Below are 18,302 nucleotides of genomic sequence, written 5' to 3'. Positions count from 1 at the left end.
CAAAGCCTTCCATACAGTCAGCAAAAAATCAAATTTCTTAAACCCACTTCAACCGCTTGCAAGCGGTCGATTTTCCGTAAAAATTTGCAAAATTAGCCGGCGTAGTATTTAGCAGCCATCTCTTTAACTAGCAAATCAAAATCGCTTTCGTAGGTAAGATCTTGTTGCACTCGGTATTTTTCAAATTCGCTTAAGGCAAACGATTTTGCGATTTCAGCGGTTACTTTGCCTGCATCTTGCAAGATTTCTCGATCAGTAGCAGCAAGAAAACGGTTGAGGCGAGTTTCCCAATCTTGCATTGTCATTGGAATTTGGCGTTCTGCCATATCTTCAGCCATATCTAGATAAGCCGATACCAGCCGTTGTAATTGAGCCAGTTCATGGTCAGACAGGTAATTTTTAGCAACTACTACATCAAAGGGGTAAATTTTGCCTTGTGGTGCGTCTTTCCAATTCGTTAGCCCCATATTCGGTTTTTCGGCGTTGGCTCGTGCCATAATCAACTCGGCGGCAGTGTGTCCGTGAATTGCCCAATGGAGTTTGTTCTGCACGGTAGAAAAAAAGCGTTTGGTGGCAGTGGCGGTACGGTCGTAGTCCACAGCGGTTGCATAAATATCGGTGATTTTTTGGTAGAACTTACGTTCGGATAATCGAATTTCCCGAATACGGGCAAGCTGCTCTTCAAAGTATTTTTTGCCTAAAATTGTGCCGTCGTTTTTCAAGCGTTCATCGTCCATCGCAAAGCCTTTAATTGCAAAGCTCTGTACAATTTCAGTCGCCCATTTGCGAAACTGCACCGCTCGCTCAGAATTGACTTTATAGCCAACGGCAATAATCGCCGAGAGGTTGTAATGAAACGAATTATAGTGTTTACCGTCTTCAGCAGTTATTCGAAAATTTCGAATAACTGAATTTTCAGCTAACTCTTTATCTGTAAAGATTTTTTTAAGATGATAGTTAATGGTATGGCGTTCAACATCATACAACATTGCCATCATCTTTTGGCTGAGCCATACATTCTCATCGGCATAAATGGCATCAACTTGGCTCTCGCCGGTGGCGGTAATAAAAGTGAGGTATTCCGCCACAGAGGAACGTATTAAATCTTGCTTAGACATCTCTTTCTCCTATATGGATACTGTAATTATAAACAATATTACTAAGGCTGTGTAAAGGAATAGTCACTTTTTCGAGTGAGATCACAAAAGAAAAAACCGCTTGCGGCATAAACTGCTACAAGCGGTCGATTTTGTTAGAAATTTTACAAATTTCTATTACATACATTCAGTAAAGGTACGGGTAATTACGTCCATTTGTTGCTCTTTGGTTAAAGAGTTAAAACGCACCGCATAACCTGATACACGAATAGTTAATTGTGGATATTTTTCCGGATTCTCTACTGCATCAAGTAATGTTTCACGGTTCAATACGTTCACATTTAAGTGTTGACCACCTTCCACAGTAGATTCATGGTGGAAGTAACCATCCATTAAGCCTGCAAGGTTGCGTTTTTGGGCATCAATATCTTTACCTAACGCATTTGGTACGATTGAGAAGGTATAAGAAATACCATCTTTCGCGTAAGCAAATGGCAGTTTCGCCACAGACGTCAATGAAGCTACCGCACCTTTTTGGTCACGTCCGTGCATTGGGTTTGCACCCGGTCCGAATGGCGCACCTGAGCGACGACCGTCCGGTGTATTACCTGTTTTCTTACCATAAACCACGTTAGAAGTAATAGTAAGTACTGATTGTGTTGGTGTTGCGTTACGGTATGTTTTAAGCTTTTGAATTTTCTTCATAAAGCGTTCAACTAAGTCGCAAGCAATATCATCTACACGGTTATCATTGTTACCGAATTGTGGATATTCACCCTCAATTTCAAAGTCAGTTGCGACATTTTTCGCTACACCAACCACTTCGCCTGCTTTATTTTTAATTTCAATATCGCTACGAATTGGTTTTACTTTCGCATATTTAATTGCTGAAAGTGAGTCTGCTGCAACAGAAAGCCCTGCAATACCACACGCCATTGTGCGGAATACATCACGGTCGTGTAACGCCATTAATGCCGCTTCATACGCATATTTATCGTGCATAAAGTGAATGATATTTAACGCGGTAACATATTGCGTTGCCAACCAATCCATAAAGCCGTCTAAACGGTTCATTACATCATCGTAATCTAAGTATTCGCTGGTAATTGGCGTGGTTTTCGGGCCAACTTGGTCGCCTGATTTCTCATCCACACCGCCGTTGATTGCGTAAAGTAAAGTTTTCGCTAAGTTCGCACGCGCACCGAAGAACTGCATCATTTTACCCACGATCATAGGTGATACGCAGCACGCAATTGCATAGTCATCATTGTTGAAGTCCGGACGCATTAAGTCGTCATTTTCGTATTGTACCGATGAAGTATCAATAGAAACTTTTGCACAATAGCGTTTAAAGCCTTCTGGTAATTGCTCAGACCAAAGAATAGTTAAGTTTGGCTCCGGTGATGGACCCATTGTGTAAAGGGTATGTAAGATACGGAAACTGTTTTTCGTCACTAAAGTACGACCATCTAATCCCATACCAGCTAAAGTTTCTGTTGCCCACATTGGGTCACCCGAGAATAATTGATCGTACTCAGGTGTACGTAAGAAACGCACCATACGTAATTTCATTACTAAGTGGTCAATTAACTCTTGCGCTTCTTGCTCGGTAATTTTTCCTGCTTTTAAATCACGCTCAATATAGATATCTAAGAATGAAGAAACACGACCGAAAGACATTGCTGCACCATTTTGTGATTTCACCGCTGCAAGGTAAGCAAAATATGTCCATTGCACCGCTTCTTGTGCATTAGTTGCAGGGCCTGAAATATCAAAACCGTAGCTTGCTGCCATCTCTTTCATTTTGCCTAAAGCACGATGTTGCTCAGCAATTTCTTCACGCAATTGAATAGTTGCTTGAATATCTTCACCAGCTTCTAAACGAGATTGTAATGAAGCAAACTGACGTTGTTTGTCTTTCATTAAGAAATCTGCACCGTAAAGTGCCATACGACGGTAGTCACCAATGATACGACCACGACCATAAGCATCCGGTAAACCTGTGATTACACCCGATTTACGGCAACGTAAAATATCCGGTGTATAAACATCAAACACCCCTTGATTATGGGTTTTACGGTATTCGGTAAAGATTTGCTCTACTTCAGGTTTTAGTTCACGACGGTAAACTTTACATGAACCTTTTACCATATTGATACCGCCAAACGGCATAATCGCACGTTTTAACGGGGCATCAGTTTGAAGTCCTACAATTTTCTCTAAATCTTTGTTGATATAGCCCGGTGCATGTGAAGTAATGGTAGATGGTGTATCACAGTCAATGTCATACGGTTCGTGGGTTTTGTTTTCCACTTTGATCATCTCCATCACATCCGCCCACAATTTGCTGGTGGCAGGTGTTACTTCCGCTAAGAAAGACTCATCACCTTCATACGGAGTATAGTTTTTTTGGATAAAATCACGTACATTTACTTCAGTTTGCCAATCACCACCGGCAAACCCTTCCCACGCTTTTTGTTGAGCGTCTGTTAATTGAGTCATATTAAGTCCTCTTTAAGTTAATAATTAGGGTTACAAGCGGTCGGAAATTGCAAATTTTTTGCTAAAAATAACCGCTTGTTGGAATCTTTTGTTAATGTTTTCTAATATATAAGAACCACTGCATGAGACCAATGAAAAACACACCGCCGACAATATTACCAAGTGTGGCCGGAATGAGGTTTTTAAGAACAAAATGTTGAATATCCAAATCGGCAAATTGGCTCGGCTCCACATTAATCGCTGTCCAAAATTCAGGGCTACCAAAGCTTTGAATTAAAATTCCCATTGGAATCATAAACATATTTGCCACACAGTGTTCAAACCCTGATGCCACAAACATTGCAATCGGCAGCATCATAATAAAGGCTTTATCGGTTAAACTTTTACCGGCATAAGACATCCACACCGCAATACAGACCATAATGTTACAGAAAATACCAAGGCAAAAGGCCTCAAACCATTCGTGGTGAATTTTATGCTGAGCAGTGTTTAAAATAGTTAAGCCCCATTGCCCTTTGGCAGCCATAATCTGACCGCTAAACCAAACCAGCAATACAATAGAAATTGCGCCGATAAAGTTGCCGAAATAGACCACCACCCAGTTTTTAAACATCTGCAACCAACTAATGCGGTTACTCGCTTTAGCCACGATAGTAAGTGTGGAAGAAGTAAATAACTCCGAACCAAATACCACGCACATAATCACACCGAGCGAAAACACTAAACCACCAATTAATTTAGCAACGCCCCAAGGCATTTGGCTCGCACCGACTTGCGTAGTAGTATAAAATACAAATGCGATTGCAATGAAACCACCTGCTGTGATGGCGGAAAGAAAGGAGTAGAATTGATTTTTTGTTGCTTTATAAACTGCGCCATCTTCAGCAATTTTTGCCATTTCAACAGGAGAAAACATCAGCTAACCTTAAAAATGTGAATTGAAAAATGTCTATATTTTGAAAGAATTATAGATCTCTTCATTCCATCTTAAAATAGAAATCTTGCTTAATCAGAGGTATTTCCATCCCTTTTTTTGATATAGAACAAAATCCATTTAAAGCGCAACATTTAATCAAATTTACAAAAACATTTTTATAACAAATCGATCATAAAATAATGACAGAATATCTTACTTCTTTTTTCAGTTTATTCTTTTCCGGTGAAAATCAGCTGCTCATAATGTTCTTCAGTGGCTTGCTTAGCTCAACCCTCTTACCCGGTAACTCGGAAATTATTTTCACCACCCTTGCCAGCCAAGATATTATTGCAAACAGCGGATTTCACTCCATTTCACTCATTTTCTTAACCTCCGTTGCTACTCTCGGCAATAGTTTAGGCAGCCTGATTACTTATGCAATGGGAAGATTATTACCTCAACCGAAACAACATCGCTACCTAAATTGGGCGTTAGAAAAAAGCAAGAAATATGGCGTTTGGGTGTTGTTGTTTAGCTGGCTGCCTATTATAGGAGATATATTTTGTGGTATCGCCGGCTGGCTGAGGTTTAACTTCTGGCAAAGTTTGATTTTGGTTGTGATGGGAAAACTGCTTCGTTATCTGTTTCTGCTGGCGATGCTCTATCCTACTCTACAATATGCATCATAACGGCAATAAAAAACGGTTTGATTTGCAAATTTTTTACAAAATCAAACCGCTTGTAGAGCTTATAAATTATAGATTTCTTAACGCTTCAATACGTTTTTCAAGTGGTGGATGGCTCATAAAAAGTTCTTTACTACGAACACCATTAATCATAAAGGCAGCTAAAGACCCTTGCATTTCCTGCGGTTCATGAACGCGTTGTAAACGTTGTAATGCAGCAATCATTTTTTCTTTACCCACTAATTGGGCTGAGCCGGCATCAGCACGGAATTCACGCTGACGAGAGAACCACATTGCAATCATTGTCGCTAATACACCGAATACCATCTGTAACACAATATCTACAATCCAGAAAACTAATGTATTCGTGCTTGAGTTGCCATTACTGTCACGAGTAGTTGCCGCTGCCGTTGAAATTATGCGAGCCAAGAAAATCACAAAGGTATTTAACACACCTTGTAATAAAGTCATTGTCACCATATCGCCATTAGCAATATGGGCAACTTCATGCGCAACAACTGCTTCTGCTTCATCTTTCGTCATTGAATTAAGCAAACCTGTACTTACGGCTACTAATGAATTACTCTTTGTTGCCCCGGTTGCAAATGCATTGACATCTGCAGAGTGATAAATCGCAATATCCGGCATCGGAATATTCGCCTGCTGAGACTGACGCTGAACAGTATTAAATAACCATTGTTCAGCTTCATTACGAGGCTGTTGAATCACTTCTGCCCCCACCGAACGTAATGCCATTGATTTTGACATAAACAGAGAAATTAATGATCCCGCAAAACCAAACACTAGCGAAAGCACTAAAATCCCAGCAACACTCTGCCCTTGAATGCCGGTCACATTAAAAATAATGTTTAACACGATCCCTAAAACAAAGGTAATCGCTAAGTTAGTTAATAAAAATAGAATGACACGTTTTGCCATAATGTTGTAAATCTCCAAATAACAAATGCACAATCGCCTAAACTATAATGGTGTTTTCATCAGTAAATTCAAGTAATAATTTACATTATTCCCACAAATTTAACTGATTATTTACTTTTTTCTCAGGAAAGTGAACACTTAGACCTACTAATCGAATCTTTCGTTCATTCCGCCTGCTAAAAATTTGGTGTAATAATTTCCAAAATTGCTCATAACTTAACCCTTCGGTCGTTCTCTCTAGCGTAGTTTGGCTAAAATCATCAAATTTTAATTTAATACCTAGTTTTTTAAAATCGGTTAAAGGAATGCCGCCCCAATTTCGCTGAATGCGAAACAGCAATTTTTCAAATAAATCTGCAATGATTTTTTCTGCCACTTCAATCTGCCAAATATCTTCCAACAAAGTATTCTCAACAGCAAGCGACTTTCTCGGACGATTAATTTCAATTTCTCTCTCATCAATACCGTGGCTAAAATCCCAAAGCCGTTGCCCGAATTTACCGAACTCCCGATAAATCATAGCCTGCTCAGCTTGTTGAATATCACCACAGGTTTCCAACCCTAATTTTTGTAGCTTTTCATTTGTTACTTTCCCCACCCCGGGGATTTTTACAAGCGGTAGATTTTTCACAAAATTTTGCACTTCATCAGGTACAATGACAAACTGCCCGTTTGGCTTATTCCGGTCTGAAGCAATTTTAGCTAAAAATTTAAGCGGCGCTACACCGGCTGAAGCGGTCAAACGTAACTCTCTCCAAATATCATCGCGAATGGCTTTAGCAATCCAAGTGGCCGAGCCAGAGTAAAGTTCGCAATCGCTCACATCTAAATAAGCTTCATCAAGGGAAAGAGCTTCGATTATTGAAGTATAGCGATGAAAAATTTGGTGAATTTGGGCAGAAACTGCTTTATACAACGGCATATTCACCGGCAGCAAAACCAAATTCGGGCAACGTTTTAATGCTTGAGCCGTTGGCATTGCACTGTGTAACCCAAATTTTCTTGCCTCATAGTTACAAGTAGTCAGCACCCCACGCTGATTGGCATTCCCCCCTACAGCTACTGGTTTGCCGACCAACAAAGGGTTTTCCCGCATTTCGACTGCGGCATAAAAACAATCCATATCAATATGAATAATTTTTCGCTGAGTTTTGGCTTGAATAGGCATTTGCAAAATTTCCTGAAGAACCAACCGCTTGCAACAAATAACTGTATATAAAAACAGTTTTATTTTATGCCCTTATTGTTAAAATTTCAAGCTTAAAATAAATATTAAAGAAGGATAAAAAATGCTCTACGGTTTAGCCATTGTGCTAATTCCCTTATTTCTCGGTTATTTGATTAAACTCCAAAATCCCCGCTACCTAGCTTGTGTCAATAAAGTGGTGAATATCTGCCTTTATTTGATTTTATTGGTAATGGGGATTTCGCTTGGGCAAATCGACAATATTTTAACAGAACTACCACAAATCGGCGGGACGGCATTTAGCCTTGTGGTAATTTTATTGCTCTCAAATATTGTCGGTCTGATTATTTACGACAAAATCCAGCCGATGACTCGGGCAAAAGTGAATCAAGATGAACTGCCATCTCGCCTGCATCTGCTGATGGATTCCTTTAAGCTGATTGGTGCAACTTTACTTGGAGGAGTAGTCGGCTATTTTACCAAAGGTATTGTTGATTTCCCTTTGCACTCAAGCACTTATATTTTGGAAATCATGATTTTCGGCGTGGGAATTCAACTCCGTAACAGCGGCATTCCGCTACGCGAGGTGTTTTTCAACAAACGCGGTATTTACACCTCTATCGTTATGGTGGCAAGCTCGTTAGTCGGCGGCGTGATCGCAGCCTTTTTGCTTGATTTATCGCTCGCCAAAGGCCTAACCTTTGCCTCAGCCTTCGGCTGGTATTCGCTTTCAAGCGTGTTGGTAAACGATGCTTGGGGCCCGATTTACGGCAGTATCGCCTTTTTCAACGATATTTCCCGTGAGATCTTATGCCTGTTTTTAGTACCACTGTTTATGCGACAATTCCCCTCAACCGCAGTCGGCATTGGCGGAGCGACCTCCCTTGATTGTATGCTCCCAATCATCCAAAAATCGGGAGGTATTCAAATCGTGCCACTTGCAATTAGTTTTGGTTTTATTGTTAATTTAGCCGCTCCGCTACTGTTAGCGATTTTTATTGGTTTGGAAGGCTAAAATACAAGCGGTCAATTTTTGAGGAAATTTTGCAAAATTTCTGTAAAAAATAACCGCTTGCGTGCTTTTATTGATCCATTTCCCCTCAAATTTCCGCTATAATCCCTAAGTTTTCTCCGAAATTCGGAACCTAATTTTAGAAAAGGAAAAATTTTATGATGCGTTCTCATTATTGCGGCAACTTAAACCGCTCGCACGTTGGACAAGCTGTTACCCTAAGTGGCTGGGTACACCGTGTTCGTAACCTTGGTCGTTTTATTTTTATGCAAATTCGTGACCGTGAAGGCATTGTTCAGGTGTTCTTTGATGAAAAAGACGAAACTCTGTTCAAGCAAGCCTCAGCTCTGCGTTCAGAAGCTTGCGTACAGATTCAAGGTGAAGTGATTGCTCGTGATGAATCGCAAATCAATAAAGAGATGGCGACCGGCGAAATCGAAGTGTTAGTAAAAAATTTAGTGGTATATAACAACGCTGAAGTGATGCCACTTGACTTCAACCAAAATAACTCAGAAGAGCAGCGTTTAAAATATCGCTACTTAGATTTACGCCGTCCGGAAATGGCGGAAAAACTGAAAACCCGTGCCAAAATCACCAGCTTTGTTCGCCGCTTTATGGATGACCACGGTTTCTTAGATATTGAAACCCCAATGCTCACTAAAGCGACCCCTGAAGGTGCGCGTGACTATTTAGTGCCAAGCCGCGTGCATAAAGGTAAATTCTATGCTCTACCGCAATCACCACAGCTTTTCAAACAGCTTTTAATGATGTCGGGCTTTGATCGTTACTATCAAATCGTGAAATGTTTCCGTGATGAAGATTTACGTGCAGATCGCCAACCTGAATTTACCCAAATCGATGTGGAAACTTCATTCCTCACGGCTGAAGAAGTACGTGCATTAATGGAAGAGATGATTCACGGTTTATGGAAAACAACCCTAGGCGTGGATTTAGGCAAATTCCCAATGATGACTTGGCAGGAAGCGATGCAACGTTTCGGCTCAGATAAGCCAGACCTACGCAACCCATTGGAAATGGTTGATGTCGCGGATATCGTTAAAGATGTCGATTTCAAAGTCTTCAGCAGCCCAGCAAACGATCCAAAAGGGCGAGTGGTTGCCTTACGTGTGCCAAACGGTGCAACTTTAACGCGTAAAAATATTGACGAATACACCCAATTTGTTGGTATTTACGGTGCCAAAGGTTTAGCTTGGGCGAAAATCAATGATGTAAATGCAGGTTTAGAAGGCATTCAAAGCCCTGTGGCAAAATTCTTAAATGAAGAGGTGTTAAAAGCACTTTATGCTCGTTTAAATGTACAAAATGAAGACATTATTTTCTTCGGCGCAGATAACTGGCACGTTGCAACCAATGCAATTGGTGCATTACGCTTAAAAGTGGGTAACGATTTAGGCTTAACTGATACTTCTGCGTGGAAACCGCTTTGGGTCGTTGACTTCCCAATGTTCGAGCGTGATGATGAAGGCAATCTTTCAGCAATGCACCACCCGTTCACCTCACCGAAAGATTTATCACCTGAAGAGTTGGTGAAAGATCCTGAAAATGCGGTAGCAAACGCTTATGATATGGTGATTAACGGTTACGAAGTAGGCGGCGGCTCAGTGCGTATTTTCAGCCAACATATGCAACAAACCGTGTTCAGCATTTTAGGCATTAATGAAGACGAACAACAAGAGAAATTCGGTTTCTTATTGGATGCGTTAAAATTCGGTACACCGCCACACGCTGGCTTAGCATTCGGTTTAGACCGTTTAACGATGCTGATTACCGGCACCGATAATATCCGTGATGTTATCGCCTTCCCGAAAACCACCGCTGCAGCGTGCTTGATGACCGAAGCCCCGAGCTTTGCGAATCCGAAAGCGTTGGATGAGTTGGCAATTGCAGTGAAAGCGGTCGAAAAAGCAGAATAATTTGTAAATCGCCTGTTTAGTTCCCGGCACGAGCCGTGCCGGGTTCCACATAATTGAGCAGCTCTGCTGCTCTTTTTTATGCCTAGAACAAACTCTGCTGTCCTAACAAATGTTCCGGCACAGGTTTAATTTGAAATCCTATCTCCGCCAAAAAGCCTTTTAGCGTTTGGATATTATAAAAGGCGTGGCTTTTGGTGGTGTTTTCAAAATAGAGATAGAGCCTGTCAAATTCGGTTTTATGTTGAAAAAGTAACTCTGCCAAGCCTTTTAGTTCCTCGTCTGAATATCGGTAATCGTGGCGTTCGGCGGCACTTTGCCCTTTCCACCAATTAGGGTTACGACCATGTAATCGCAAATAAGCATTTCTCTGATTCACAAAAAAGTGGAATGCCGGCAAACCGATATTTTGCGGATAATCCACATTGCACCAAATCAAATTCGGGCTTTTGGCGAAGGTATCAAACACAACAGGAATATGCCAACTTGGGTGGCGGAATTCAATCGCAAGCGGGTAACCTTCAAACCATTGGCACAATTCGGCAAGATAACGGCGGTTTGCCGTAGTACGTTCAAATTGCGTAGGAAATTGTACAAACAAATTCGCTAACAAGCCTTGTTCACTTAATGGTGTTAAAGCCGTTAGAAACGCCTCGGCTTGCTCTTGGGTTGCCGTGCGATTATGGCTGAAATCTTGATGTAACTTCACCGAAAAATTTAGTCTGCCAGCCGCCTTTTCTACCATTCCCTCAAAAGCTTTTAAGCCAATCGGGACATGAAAAGTGCTGTTGATTTCAAGGGTGTCGTAATGTTGGCTATATACCGCTAAAAAATCCTCTTTTTTGGTGCCGTAAGGATAAAGCGTGCCGATTAAGTCGGTGTCAGCATAGCCACCGGTGCCAATATAAATGCGTGGGGACATTGTATTCAACCATTTCAAAATTATTTTGCAAATTTTAGCCATTTTTAGACCGCTTGCAAACTATTAATAAAAGAGTAAGATTTACTCTCTTTTCTTGTTAGGAATCACTATGTGGATTTGGTTTACCCTGCTTGCAGCCATTGCTCAAGCCGGTCGAAATGCGTTTCAAAAACAGCTTAGCCGAGATATGCCGGTGTTGGGGGTAACGCTTGCCCGCTTTTTCTATGCAGTACCATTGGCAAGTGGCTATTTGGCGTTTTTATATTGGCACGATGAATCGCTAAAACTCCCTAATTTTCCACCGCTCTTTTTTGTGTATGTAATCGGGGCTGGCTTAGCCCAAATTTGGGCAACCTCATTAATGGTGCAGCTTTTTCATCTCAAAAATTATGCCATCGGTGTCGGCTTAGCCAAAAGTGAAGCGGTGTGGGCGGCGTTGCTTGGGGTGCTGTTTTTCGGCGTAACTATCAGTACCCTAGGCTGGCTTGGCGTGGTACTGGGCGGTGTAGCAATTTTCTTAATGACCGGCAGCGGTAACTTACGCCAGCTTTCGTGGAAAATGCTGTTTCTCGGTATTTCTAGCGGGTTATGTTTTGCCCTCACATCTCTTTGGGTACGAGAAGCCAGCTTGCAACTGAATAGCCATTTTTTGATTTCCGCTGCTTGGGTGCTTTTCTCCGTCATCAGCTTTGAAGCGGTGCTATTGGTGGGTTATTTAGCTATTTTCCAGCCTGACACTTTAAAGAAATTTTTCCGCTCCCCAAAACTTGGGATCCTAACAAGCTTGTTCTCGTTTCTCGGCTCTTTTGGTTGGTTTAATGCAATGAGCCTCAACCACGTTGCTTTTGTGAAAACTCTCGGACAAATTGAGATCTTCTTTATTTTAGGCATTTCCTATTTCGTGTTTAAAGAGCGCCTAAAAATTCAAGATTTTATCGGGCTAATTTTAGTCGTAGTAGCAGCAATTTTGGTGGTGCTAGGCTAATGAAATCTCAATATCGGTATTCTTATCGAATCAACCAAATATTTTAGTGGAAAATTATTGATTTTTCCTCTTTCATACAACATAATGAAAATAATTCTCATTAATTAATTTTATTATGTTATCTCGTATTTTCTCTTTTTTAACTAGTCTAGGTTTTACTTTTTTTATTTTAGGATGCTCGTCTTCATATAAACCTTTAACGCCCAAAGAGGCGGATTCTATCGGTCAAATTATTGATTTAAAGACGAATCAGCTCATGTCTGTTAATGATTTATTATCTCGGCTCTCCACTCAGGATTATATTTTGATTGGGGAAGAACACGATAATCAGCTTCATCATCAAATCGAATTATATTTATTCAATCAGCTCACTCAAAAAACTAGGGTGCATTTACTGGCTTTAGAAATGTTAAATGTTGAGCAGCAACCTTTTATTAATGATATCCAATTCAATCGCCGCTTTTCTTTGTCCGATTCTGAATTAAGAAAAGCAATTAGATGGAAAAGCTGGGATTGGGCAATGTATCGAGACTTAATTGTTGAAAGTTTGCAATCAAAAAGCCACCTGATTGCGACTAATTTAACGGATAGAGAGGTTGAAATTTTATTACAAGGAGCATTGCCATTAAGCGGTACATTTTCAACCTCTAATGAGGTTAAACAAAAAATTGCTCAACTAGTATCTTCAATAAGTCACCACTCACCTTCTTCAATTGAAAATATGGTCGCCGTGCAGCAATTTCGAGATCGTAGAATGGCGGAACAATTAATAAAAAATGCGTTATTTACGAGCATACTTATTGCGGGTAATCATCATGTAAATAAAGAATTCGGTGTACCGTTACATATTGCAGAATATGATAAAACGAAAAAAGTCGCAGTGTTAATGCTAAAAACAAGGAAAGAAGATATCACTTCTTCACAAGCAGATTATCTTTGGTTAACAAAATAAGGAAAATTATGAAATTAAATATCATTACACGTGTTTTACTGCCATTTTTGAGCGTTGGACTATTACATAATGTATCAGCAGCGGAAGAAAAAGAGATTGCTGAGCTTGATACAGTAACCGTTTATGGCAACCTGGAAAATCCAAATTTTGGAAATTTTACTAAGGCAGGATCGGTGAGTTCTCGCGCAATGAATGTAAACGCAATGCAAAGTTTGGATAGCATTGTTCGTTCAGTTGCTGGCGGTTATACCCAAATTGACCCGGGTCAAGGCGGCGTGAGTGTGAATATTCGTAGCATGACAGGGCTTGGTCGTGTAAATACAATGATTGATGGTGTGCCACAAACTCAACTTGGTACATCAGCAAATGGTGGCGGCAAATTCCATGCAGATGGTAATGGACCAATGAGCCAATTTAGCACGCTTATCGATCAAAATTTCTTAACCCGAGTAGATATCTCCAAAGGAAATTCCGCTGGAGCAGCAGGGTTGAATGCATTAGCCGGCAGTGCGAATTTTAAAACCATTGATGTAGAAGATATTTTATTAGATAAAAACAAAGTCGGTATTTTAAGCCGTTTTAATTACGGCAATAACGATCTAGGAAAAAACGGGATGATTGCCTTAGCAGGTAAAACAAGCGTGTTAGAAACTGGCTCACTTGGCAGCTTATTGGCCTTTAGTAAAAGCAGTATTAGCCAGAATTATCGTCGTGGTAACGGTACAATCGCAACGGACTCAGCCTATATGCGAGGACTAAAAAATCATCCTGAATCTTATATGGGAAAAATTGCGTTTAAGCCAAACGCAGATACAGAGTTCAAACTATCAGGCCGCCAATATAAAAATAGTTTAGTTGGACGAAACATTAATAGCTCCACTTATTCTTTAGAGTCAAGCTACCGCCCTCTATCAGATTGGATTGATATAAAACTGCTAACCGCAATGACTAAAACCAACCAAGATTTCCATGACGATGCGAAGTTATGGACATTAGAAGATGCCTCAACCAAAAACAAAATGTGGATGTTTGATTTAAATAACACCAGCCGTTTTGAAATAGGTAAATTAGCCACATCATTTACCTATGGTCTGAACCTTTTGCATAATAAATATTCTCGTTTTCTGCCGAAAAATGTCAATGATGATGGCGCAGTCAGAAATGCAGCATTTGGTCCCGAAGGCACTCAGAATATCAATTCACTTTATTTAGGTTCTGAATTTAAATATGGTATTGCAACATTAAATGCAGGCATTCACTACTCGCGTTATCAATTAAAAGGGCACAAACCAAAATGCGATGCTGATGATATGGATTATTGCTTCCCTTCTTTTGCATTTGATGTGAATAAAAAACACAGCGCTGTTAATCCATCTGCAACCTTATCATTTGAACTAACAGATTGGCTGCAGCCTTTTGTTAGTTATAAAGAAAGTTCTCGCTCGGCGAATGTGCAAGAAATGTTTAACACCAGCCGCAATGGCTTGAGTGTGAATCCGTTTTTGAAGCCAGAAAAGGCAAAAACTTATGAGGTTGGTTTTAATATTCATAAAGATAATTTAATGTTAAACAATGACCTTCTAGGTTTAAAAGTAGTGTACTTTAATTCACATATTAAAGGCTACCTGTATAACTTATCACTTTATGGCTGTGGTCCAACCGTATGTAGAAATGTGAATGATTCTACCGATACAACCCATTTTCAAATTTATCTGAATCATCATGAAAAAGTAAAAAACCGAGGTTGGGAAGTAGAGCTAGCTTATGATTCTGATTACTTATTTGTGAATGGTAGCTACACTCGTACAGAAAGCACGGCACCAACCTCAAAAGGGGCAGCTATTCTTTATGGGTTTGGAGCAGAAGCTTATACTAAACTGCCAAAAGATTATGCTACACTGGAGTTAGGGGCTAAATTGCTTGATAAAAAGTTAACCTTATCCAGCACCTTTAAATATACAGGTAAAGCAAAACGTGTCGGCATTGATTTAGATGAAGATGGTAATATTATTCACGAAAATTTACCGAACATTCCTGTAATTATTGATTTATACGCTAACTATAAAGTAAATAAGCATTTAACATTAAAGGCAGGTGTACAAAACTTAATGAACCGAAATTATCTTGATGCACTAAATGCTTATAATTCTTCGCCGTCAGAGGATTATGATTACGATACGAACACCTATCGTTTTACCAACAGTGCAAGGGGAAAAACTTACACTTTAGGGGCAGAAGTTCGCTTCTAATATAAAAAATGACCGCCTAACAAGCGGTCATTTTGTTTCCTTGATTGCAATTATGCTGATTTAGGAGAAAGATAATACTGCTCAGTATAAGGGCAGTATCGACATCCCATTTTCATTTGATAAAGCTCATCTAATAATGAACTTTCTGCAACTTCCTTAGCAGCTCCTTCAGCAAATTTCTCACCATTTTTCAGCATTAAAATACGATCAGACTGATTAATCGCAAGTGCCGGATCATGCAAAATCGCAATAATGGTTAAACCCTGCTGTTTGAGATTCTGTAACAAAGCAAAAAGCTGATACTGATGATGAATATCCAAATGGTTAGTCGGCTCATCAAGCAATAGCCATTTGCCTGTTAAATCAGCATTAGGTTCAGGCAATAATTGAGCCAACACACGAGAAATATGCGCTCGATGTTGCTCTCCTCCAGAAAGTTGCGTACTACTTCTGTCTTGTAGCTCAGTTAAAGACATCGCCTCTATCGCCCAAGCGGTCATATTTTCATTAAATTTTGCAAATTCACTATTGCGATAAGGTTCTCTACCAAGCTGAACGAGTTCTTTTACTTTAAGCGGGAAGGCAATTTGACTTTGTTGACTTAATATTGCCCGTTTTTGCGCAAGTAGATTACCGGCTAAATTTTTCAGACTTTGGTTTTTATAAAATACGGCATTGTTTGTGCTGACATTATTCCCACTTAATGCCTTGAGCAAGGTTGTTTTACCTGCTCCATTCGGTCCAAGAATAGTAGTGAATTTAGCTTGCTCAAAAGTAGTACTTGGAATGTGTAATAACCTTTTTTGCTGGTGATACACACTTAAATTTTGGCAGCTTAATAAATTTGTCATGATAAATGTTTCCCACTTCTCCAAACCATTACAGCTAAGAACGGAGCCCCAAATAAAGCGGTAAAAATACCAATTGGAATTTCTGCCGGTGCAGCTAAAGTTCTTGCTAGCGTATCTGCTAGCATTAGTAAAATTGCTCCTAAAATCAAACTGTTCGGTAATAAATAACGATGATTACTCCCCCCCATTAATCGCATTAAGTGCGGAATAACCAAACCAATAAAGCCGATAGTGCCGACACAAGCTACACTTACGCCAGTTAATAGAGCAACATAAAACACTAAACGTCGCTTCACTTTAGCAATATCAAAACCGATATACTGTGCATCTTCTTCACCTAACGTTAGAGCATTTAAGACTCGGTGTTCTCGCCAAATAAGTGGACCACAAATAATCACAACTATTGCTATTGTTGTAACCATTTGCCAGTTCATTCCTGCAAGTGATCCCATCCCCCAAAAAGTCAAGCTACGCAGTTGAGTGTCATCAGCAATATAAATTAGCACGCCAGTTAACGCTCCTGTAAAAGCGGCTAAGGCAATACCTATTAATAACATAATAGCGATATGTAACTGTCCGTTACGTTGCGAAAGTAGATAAAGCACAAAAGTAACCAACCAACCGCCTAGAAAAGCAGCTATAAGCAAAGCATAGGCATTGAAAGATTCAGGTAGCAATGGTTGAATAATGACAATATATAAAGCAGCTGCTAGGGCAGCACCAGAAGAAACCCCAATGATTCCAGGATCAACTAAGGGATTGCGAAACAACCCTTGCATTGTGGCACCACTAATCGCAAGGGCTGCCCCAATAAACAAGGATCCAAGCAAACGTGGAAGACGAATCTGCCATAAAATGTAGGCAGAACTTTCACAATCAACAGAGGTACAATGCCAAGCTGATAAGGGTAATGGCATTGCTCCAAGGTGGGTACAAACCACTACACCGATAATGAGGGTAAAAATTAAGATTAAAGGCAGTTTCAAGGCTTATCCACTTATTTTAAGCAAGGTTGAATGGTGGTTAAAATTTGGTACGCATAATTTGCAGTATAAGGTCCAAAGCCTAATGCATCTAAAATATTAATTGCAAAAATACAACCTTTTTTGCCCGCTTGCGTATTGAATAACTGAGCATATTGTGGGTGGTTTTGTGCCAATTTTTCTATCGTGACAGAGTCTTTTGCCTCATTTCGAGAAGCTAATAAAATTACATGTGCATTACTGCTTGCTAAAGACTCTGTAGATAATGGTTTATTCCCCTCCGCTTGAAAATTATTAGTAAGATTAATTAATTGTAAGAAATGATCACCAACACTATTTTTACCCAAAGCGAAAATCCCTTGGGAAGCAGTATCAATGAGTATTAATGCATTTTTACCCGTGTCATGCTGAGTACGAAATTCAACTAGTTTTTTTTCATCAGTCAAAATTTGTTTAATTAAAGTTTTAGATTCAGATTCTGCTTCAATCGCTTTGGCAATTTGCGTAATATCAGCTCGAATACCCTCTAAACTTTGTTTGCCAGCTAGGGTTAGTAATCTAACACCGCTGGCTTTAATTTGTTCAACTACAGCTTGTGGGCCCGCATCTGAAGCAAGAATAACGAGATCTGGTTGTAATGAGAGAATCCCTTCTGCAGAAAGTTGACGACGATAACCGATTTTTGGTTTTTTATCCATCATATCCCGAGGCTTAACAGATGTGGTATCTACCCCAACCAAATTATCAGATTTTCCTAATATAGCTATAATTTCAGATGCATAGCCTGCAGTAGATACAATTTTATCCGCCGCTTTTGCGATATTTATATTTGAATATAAAACAATTGCGATTAAAGAAAGAAAAAAAGATTTCATTTTTAGAGTCCATTTGATTTCATCAATCTTTAAATAATAATAATTATTGTTTTGTTTTTCAATTAAAATGATACGATTAGAATTAACAATTCTCTTAAAACAATCAAATACTTTTCGAAGCCACTCCAAACAGCTAATGTGTCTCAATAACTACCCAGCGAGTTGTAAATCTTAAAATGTACACCTCCTTGGCTCATTATCAAGATAAAATAAAAA

15 protein-coding genes are annotated in these 18,302 nt (G+C 39.8%); 6 read left to right on the top strand and 9 right to left on the bottom strand.

The genetic code is table 11. The annotated features are described in order from the left end of the window. Window positions 1-92: 92 nt before the first annotated feature. The 3 genes from A4G16_RS00405 to focA all read right to left on the bottom strand — a co-directional run bounded on the left by A4G16_RS00405 (window position 93) and on the right by focA (window position 4,515). The gene (locus A4G16_RS00405; protein WP_165888218.1) at window positions 93-1,118 is read right to left on the bottom strand and encodes a virulence RhuM family protein; all 1,026 of its coding nucleotides are present in this window, start codon (window positions 1,116-1,118) and stop codon (window positions 93-95) included. Window positions 1,119-1,274: 156 nt separating this feature from the next. Continuing rightward, the gene (pflB, locus tag A4G16_RS00400; protein ID WP_165888217.1) at window positions 1,275-3,599 is read right to left on the bottom strand and encodes a formate C-acetyltransferase; all 2,325 of its coding nucleotides are present in this window, start codon (window positions 3,597-3,599) and stop codon (window positions 1,275-1,277) included. Window positions 3,600-3,690: 91 nt separating this feature from the next. Next, window positions 3,691-4,515, bottom strand: coding sequence for a formate transporter FocA (focA, locus tag A4G16_RS00395; RefSeq protein WP_165888216.1), 825 nt, complete (start codon window positions 4,513-4,515; stop codon window positions 3,691-3,693). Window positions 4,516-4,715: 200 nt separating this feature from the next. Here focA and A4G16_RS00390 point away from each other — a divergent pair, with 200 nt between their 5' ends. Next, window positions 4,716-5,204, top strand: a complete 489-nt coding sequence (locus A4G16_RS00390) for a YqaA family protein (RefSeq protein ID WP_165888215.1) — start codon at window positions 4,716-4,718, stop codon at window positions 5,202-5,204. A 66-nt stretch (window positions 5,205-5,270) separates the two neighbouring features. Here A4G16_RS00390 and htpX read toward each other — a convergent pair whose 3' ends face one another. Beyond that, window positions 5,271-6,140, bottom strand: coding sequence for a protease HtpX (gene htpX, locus A4G16_RS00385; protein WP_165888214.1), 870 nt, complete (start codon window positions 6,138-6,140; stop codon window positions 5,271-5,273). 85 nt (window positions 6,141-6,225) lie between these two features. Next, window positions 6,226-7,308 carry a DNA polymerase IV gene (gene dinB / locus A4G16_RS00380; RefSeq protein ID WP_165888213.1) on the bottom strand — a complete coding sequence of 361 codons (1,083 nt, stop codon included), beginning with the start codon at window positions 7,306-7,308 and terminating at the stop codon, window positions 6,226-6,228. A 121-nt stretch (window positions 7,309-7,429) separates the two neighbouring features. Here dinB and A4G16_RS00375 point away from each other — a divergent pair, with 121 nt between their 5' ends. Next, window positions 7,430-8,341, top strand: a complete 912-nt coding sequence (locus A4G16_RS00375) for a lysine exporter LysO family protein (RefSeq protein ID WP_165888212.1) — start codon at window positions 7,430-7,432, stop codon at window positions 8,339-8,341. Between the two features lie 155 nt (window positions 8,342-8,496). Continuing rightward, window positions 8,497-10,272, top strand: coding sequence for an aspartate--tRNA ligase (aspS, locus tag A4G16_RS00370; protein WP_165888211.1), 1,776 nt, complete (start codon window positions 8,497-8,499; stop codon window positions 10,270-10,272). Between the two features lie 82 nt (window positions 10,273-10,354). On the opposite strand, the gene A4G16_RS00365 is transcribed toward aspS, so the two are convergent. Continuing rightward, on the bottom strand, window positions 10,355-11,191 hold the full coding sequence (locus tag A4G16_RS00365; protein WP_165888210.1) for a DUF72 domain-containing protein: 837 nt from the start codon (window positions 11,189-11,191) through the stop codon (window positions 10,355-10,357). 109 nt (window positions 11,192-11,300) lie between these two features. On the opposite strand from A4G16_RS00365, the gene A4G16_RS00360 reads away from it, so the two are divergent. The 3 genes from A4G16_RS00360 to A4G16_RS00350 all read left to right on the top strand — a co-directional run bounded on the left by A4G16_RS00360 (window position 11,301) and on the right by A4G16_RS00350 (window position 15,377). Continuing rightward, window positions 11,301-12,176 carry a DMT family transporter gene (locus A4G16_RS00360; protein WP_165888209.1) on the top strand — a complete coding sequence of 292 codons (876 nt, stop codon included), beginning with the start codon at window positions 11,301-11,303 and terminating at the stop codon, window positions 12,174-12,176. A 115-nt stretch (window positions 12,177-12,291) separates the two neighbouring features. Continuing rightward, window positions 12,292-13,128, top strand: coding sequence for a ChaN family lipoprotein (locus A4G16_RS00355; protein WP_165888208.1), 837 nt, complete (start codon window positions 12,292-12,294; stop codon window positions 13,126-13,128). 8 nt (window positions 13,129-13,136) lie between these two features. Next, window positions 13,137-15,377, top strand: a complete 2,241-nt coding sequence (locus A4G16_RS00350) for a TonB-dependent receptor domain-containing protein (protein ID WP_165888207.1) — start codon at window positions 13,137-13,139, stop codon at window positions 15,375-15,377. A gap of 50 nt (window positions 15,378-15,427) precedes the next feature. Here the strand turns inward: A4G16_RS00350 and A4G16_RS00345 are convergent, their stop codons facing one another. Genes A4G16_RS00345 through A4G16_RS00335 form a run of 3 tightly spaced genes read right to left on the bottom strand, consistent with a single transcriptional unit; the run spans window position 15,428 to window position 18,233 of the window. Next, a complete protein-coding gene (locus A4G16_RS00345; protein WP_165888206.1) occupies window positions 15,428-16,228 on the bottom strand; it encodes an ABC transporter ATP-binding protein in 801 nt (266 codons plus the stop codon). Then, on the bottom strand, window positions 16,225-17,214 hold the full coding sequence (locus A4G16_RS00340) for a FecCD family ABC transporter permease (RefSeq protein WP_165888205.1): 990 nt from the start codon (window positions 17,212-17,214) through the stop codon (window positions 16,225-16,227). The genes A4G16_RS00345 and A4G16_RS00340 overlap by 4 nt, the downstream gene beginning before the upstream one ends. 11 nt (window positions 17,215-17,225) lie before the next feature. Then, window positions 17,226-18,233 (bottom strand): heme/hemin ABC transporter substrate-binding protein, encoded by a 1,008-nt coding sequence (locus A4G16_RS00335; RefSeq protein ID WP_237052376.1) that lies wholly within the window; start codon window positions 18,231-18,233, stop codon window positions 17,226-17,228. Window positions 18,234-18,302 lie beyond the last annotated feature (69 nt).

The organism is Mannheimia granulomatis (genome assembly GCF_011455695.1).
GTDB lineage: Bacteria > Pseudomonadota > Gammaproteobacteria > Enterobacterales > Pasteurellaceae > Mannheimia > Mannheimia granulomatis_A.
Note: the sequence above shows the minus strand (reverse complement) of the source record. Positions and strands in the feature narration are given on the sequence as shown.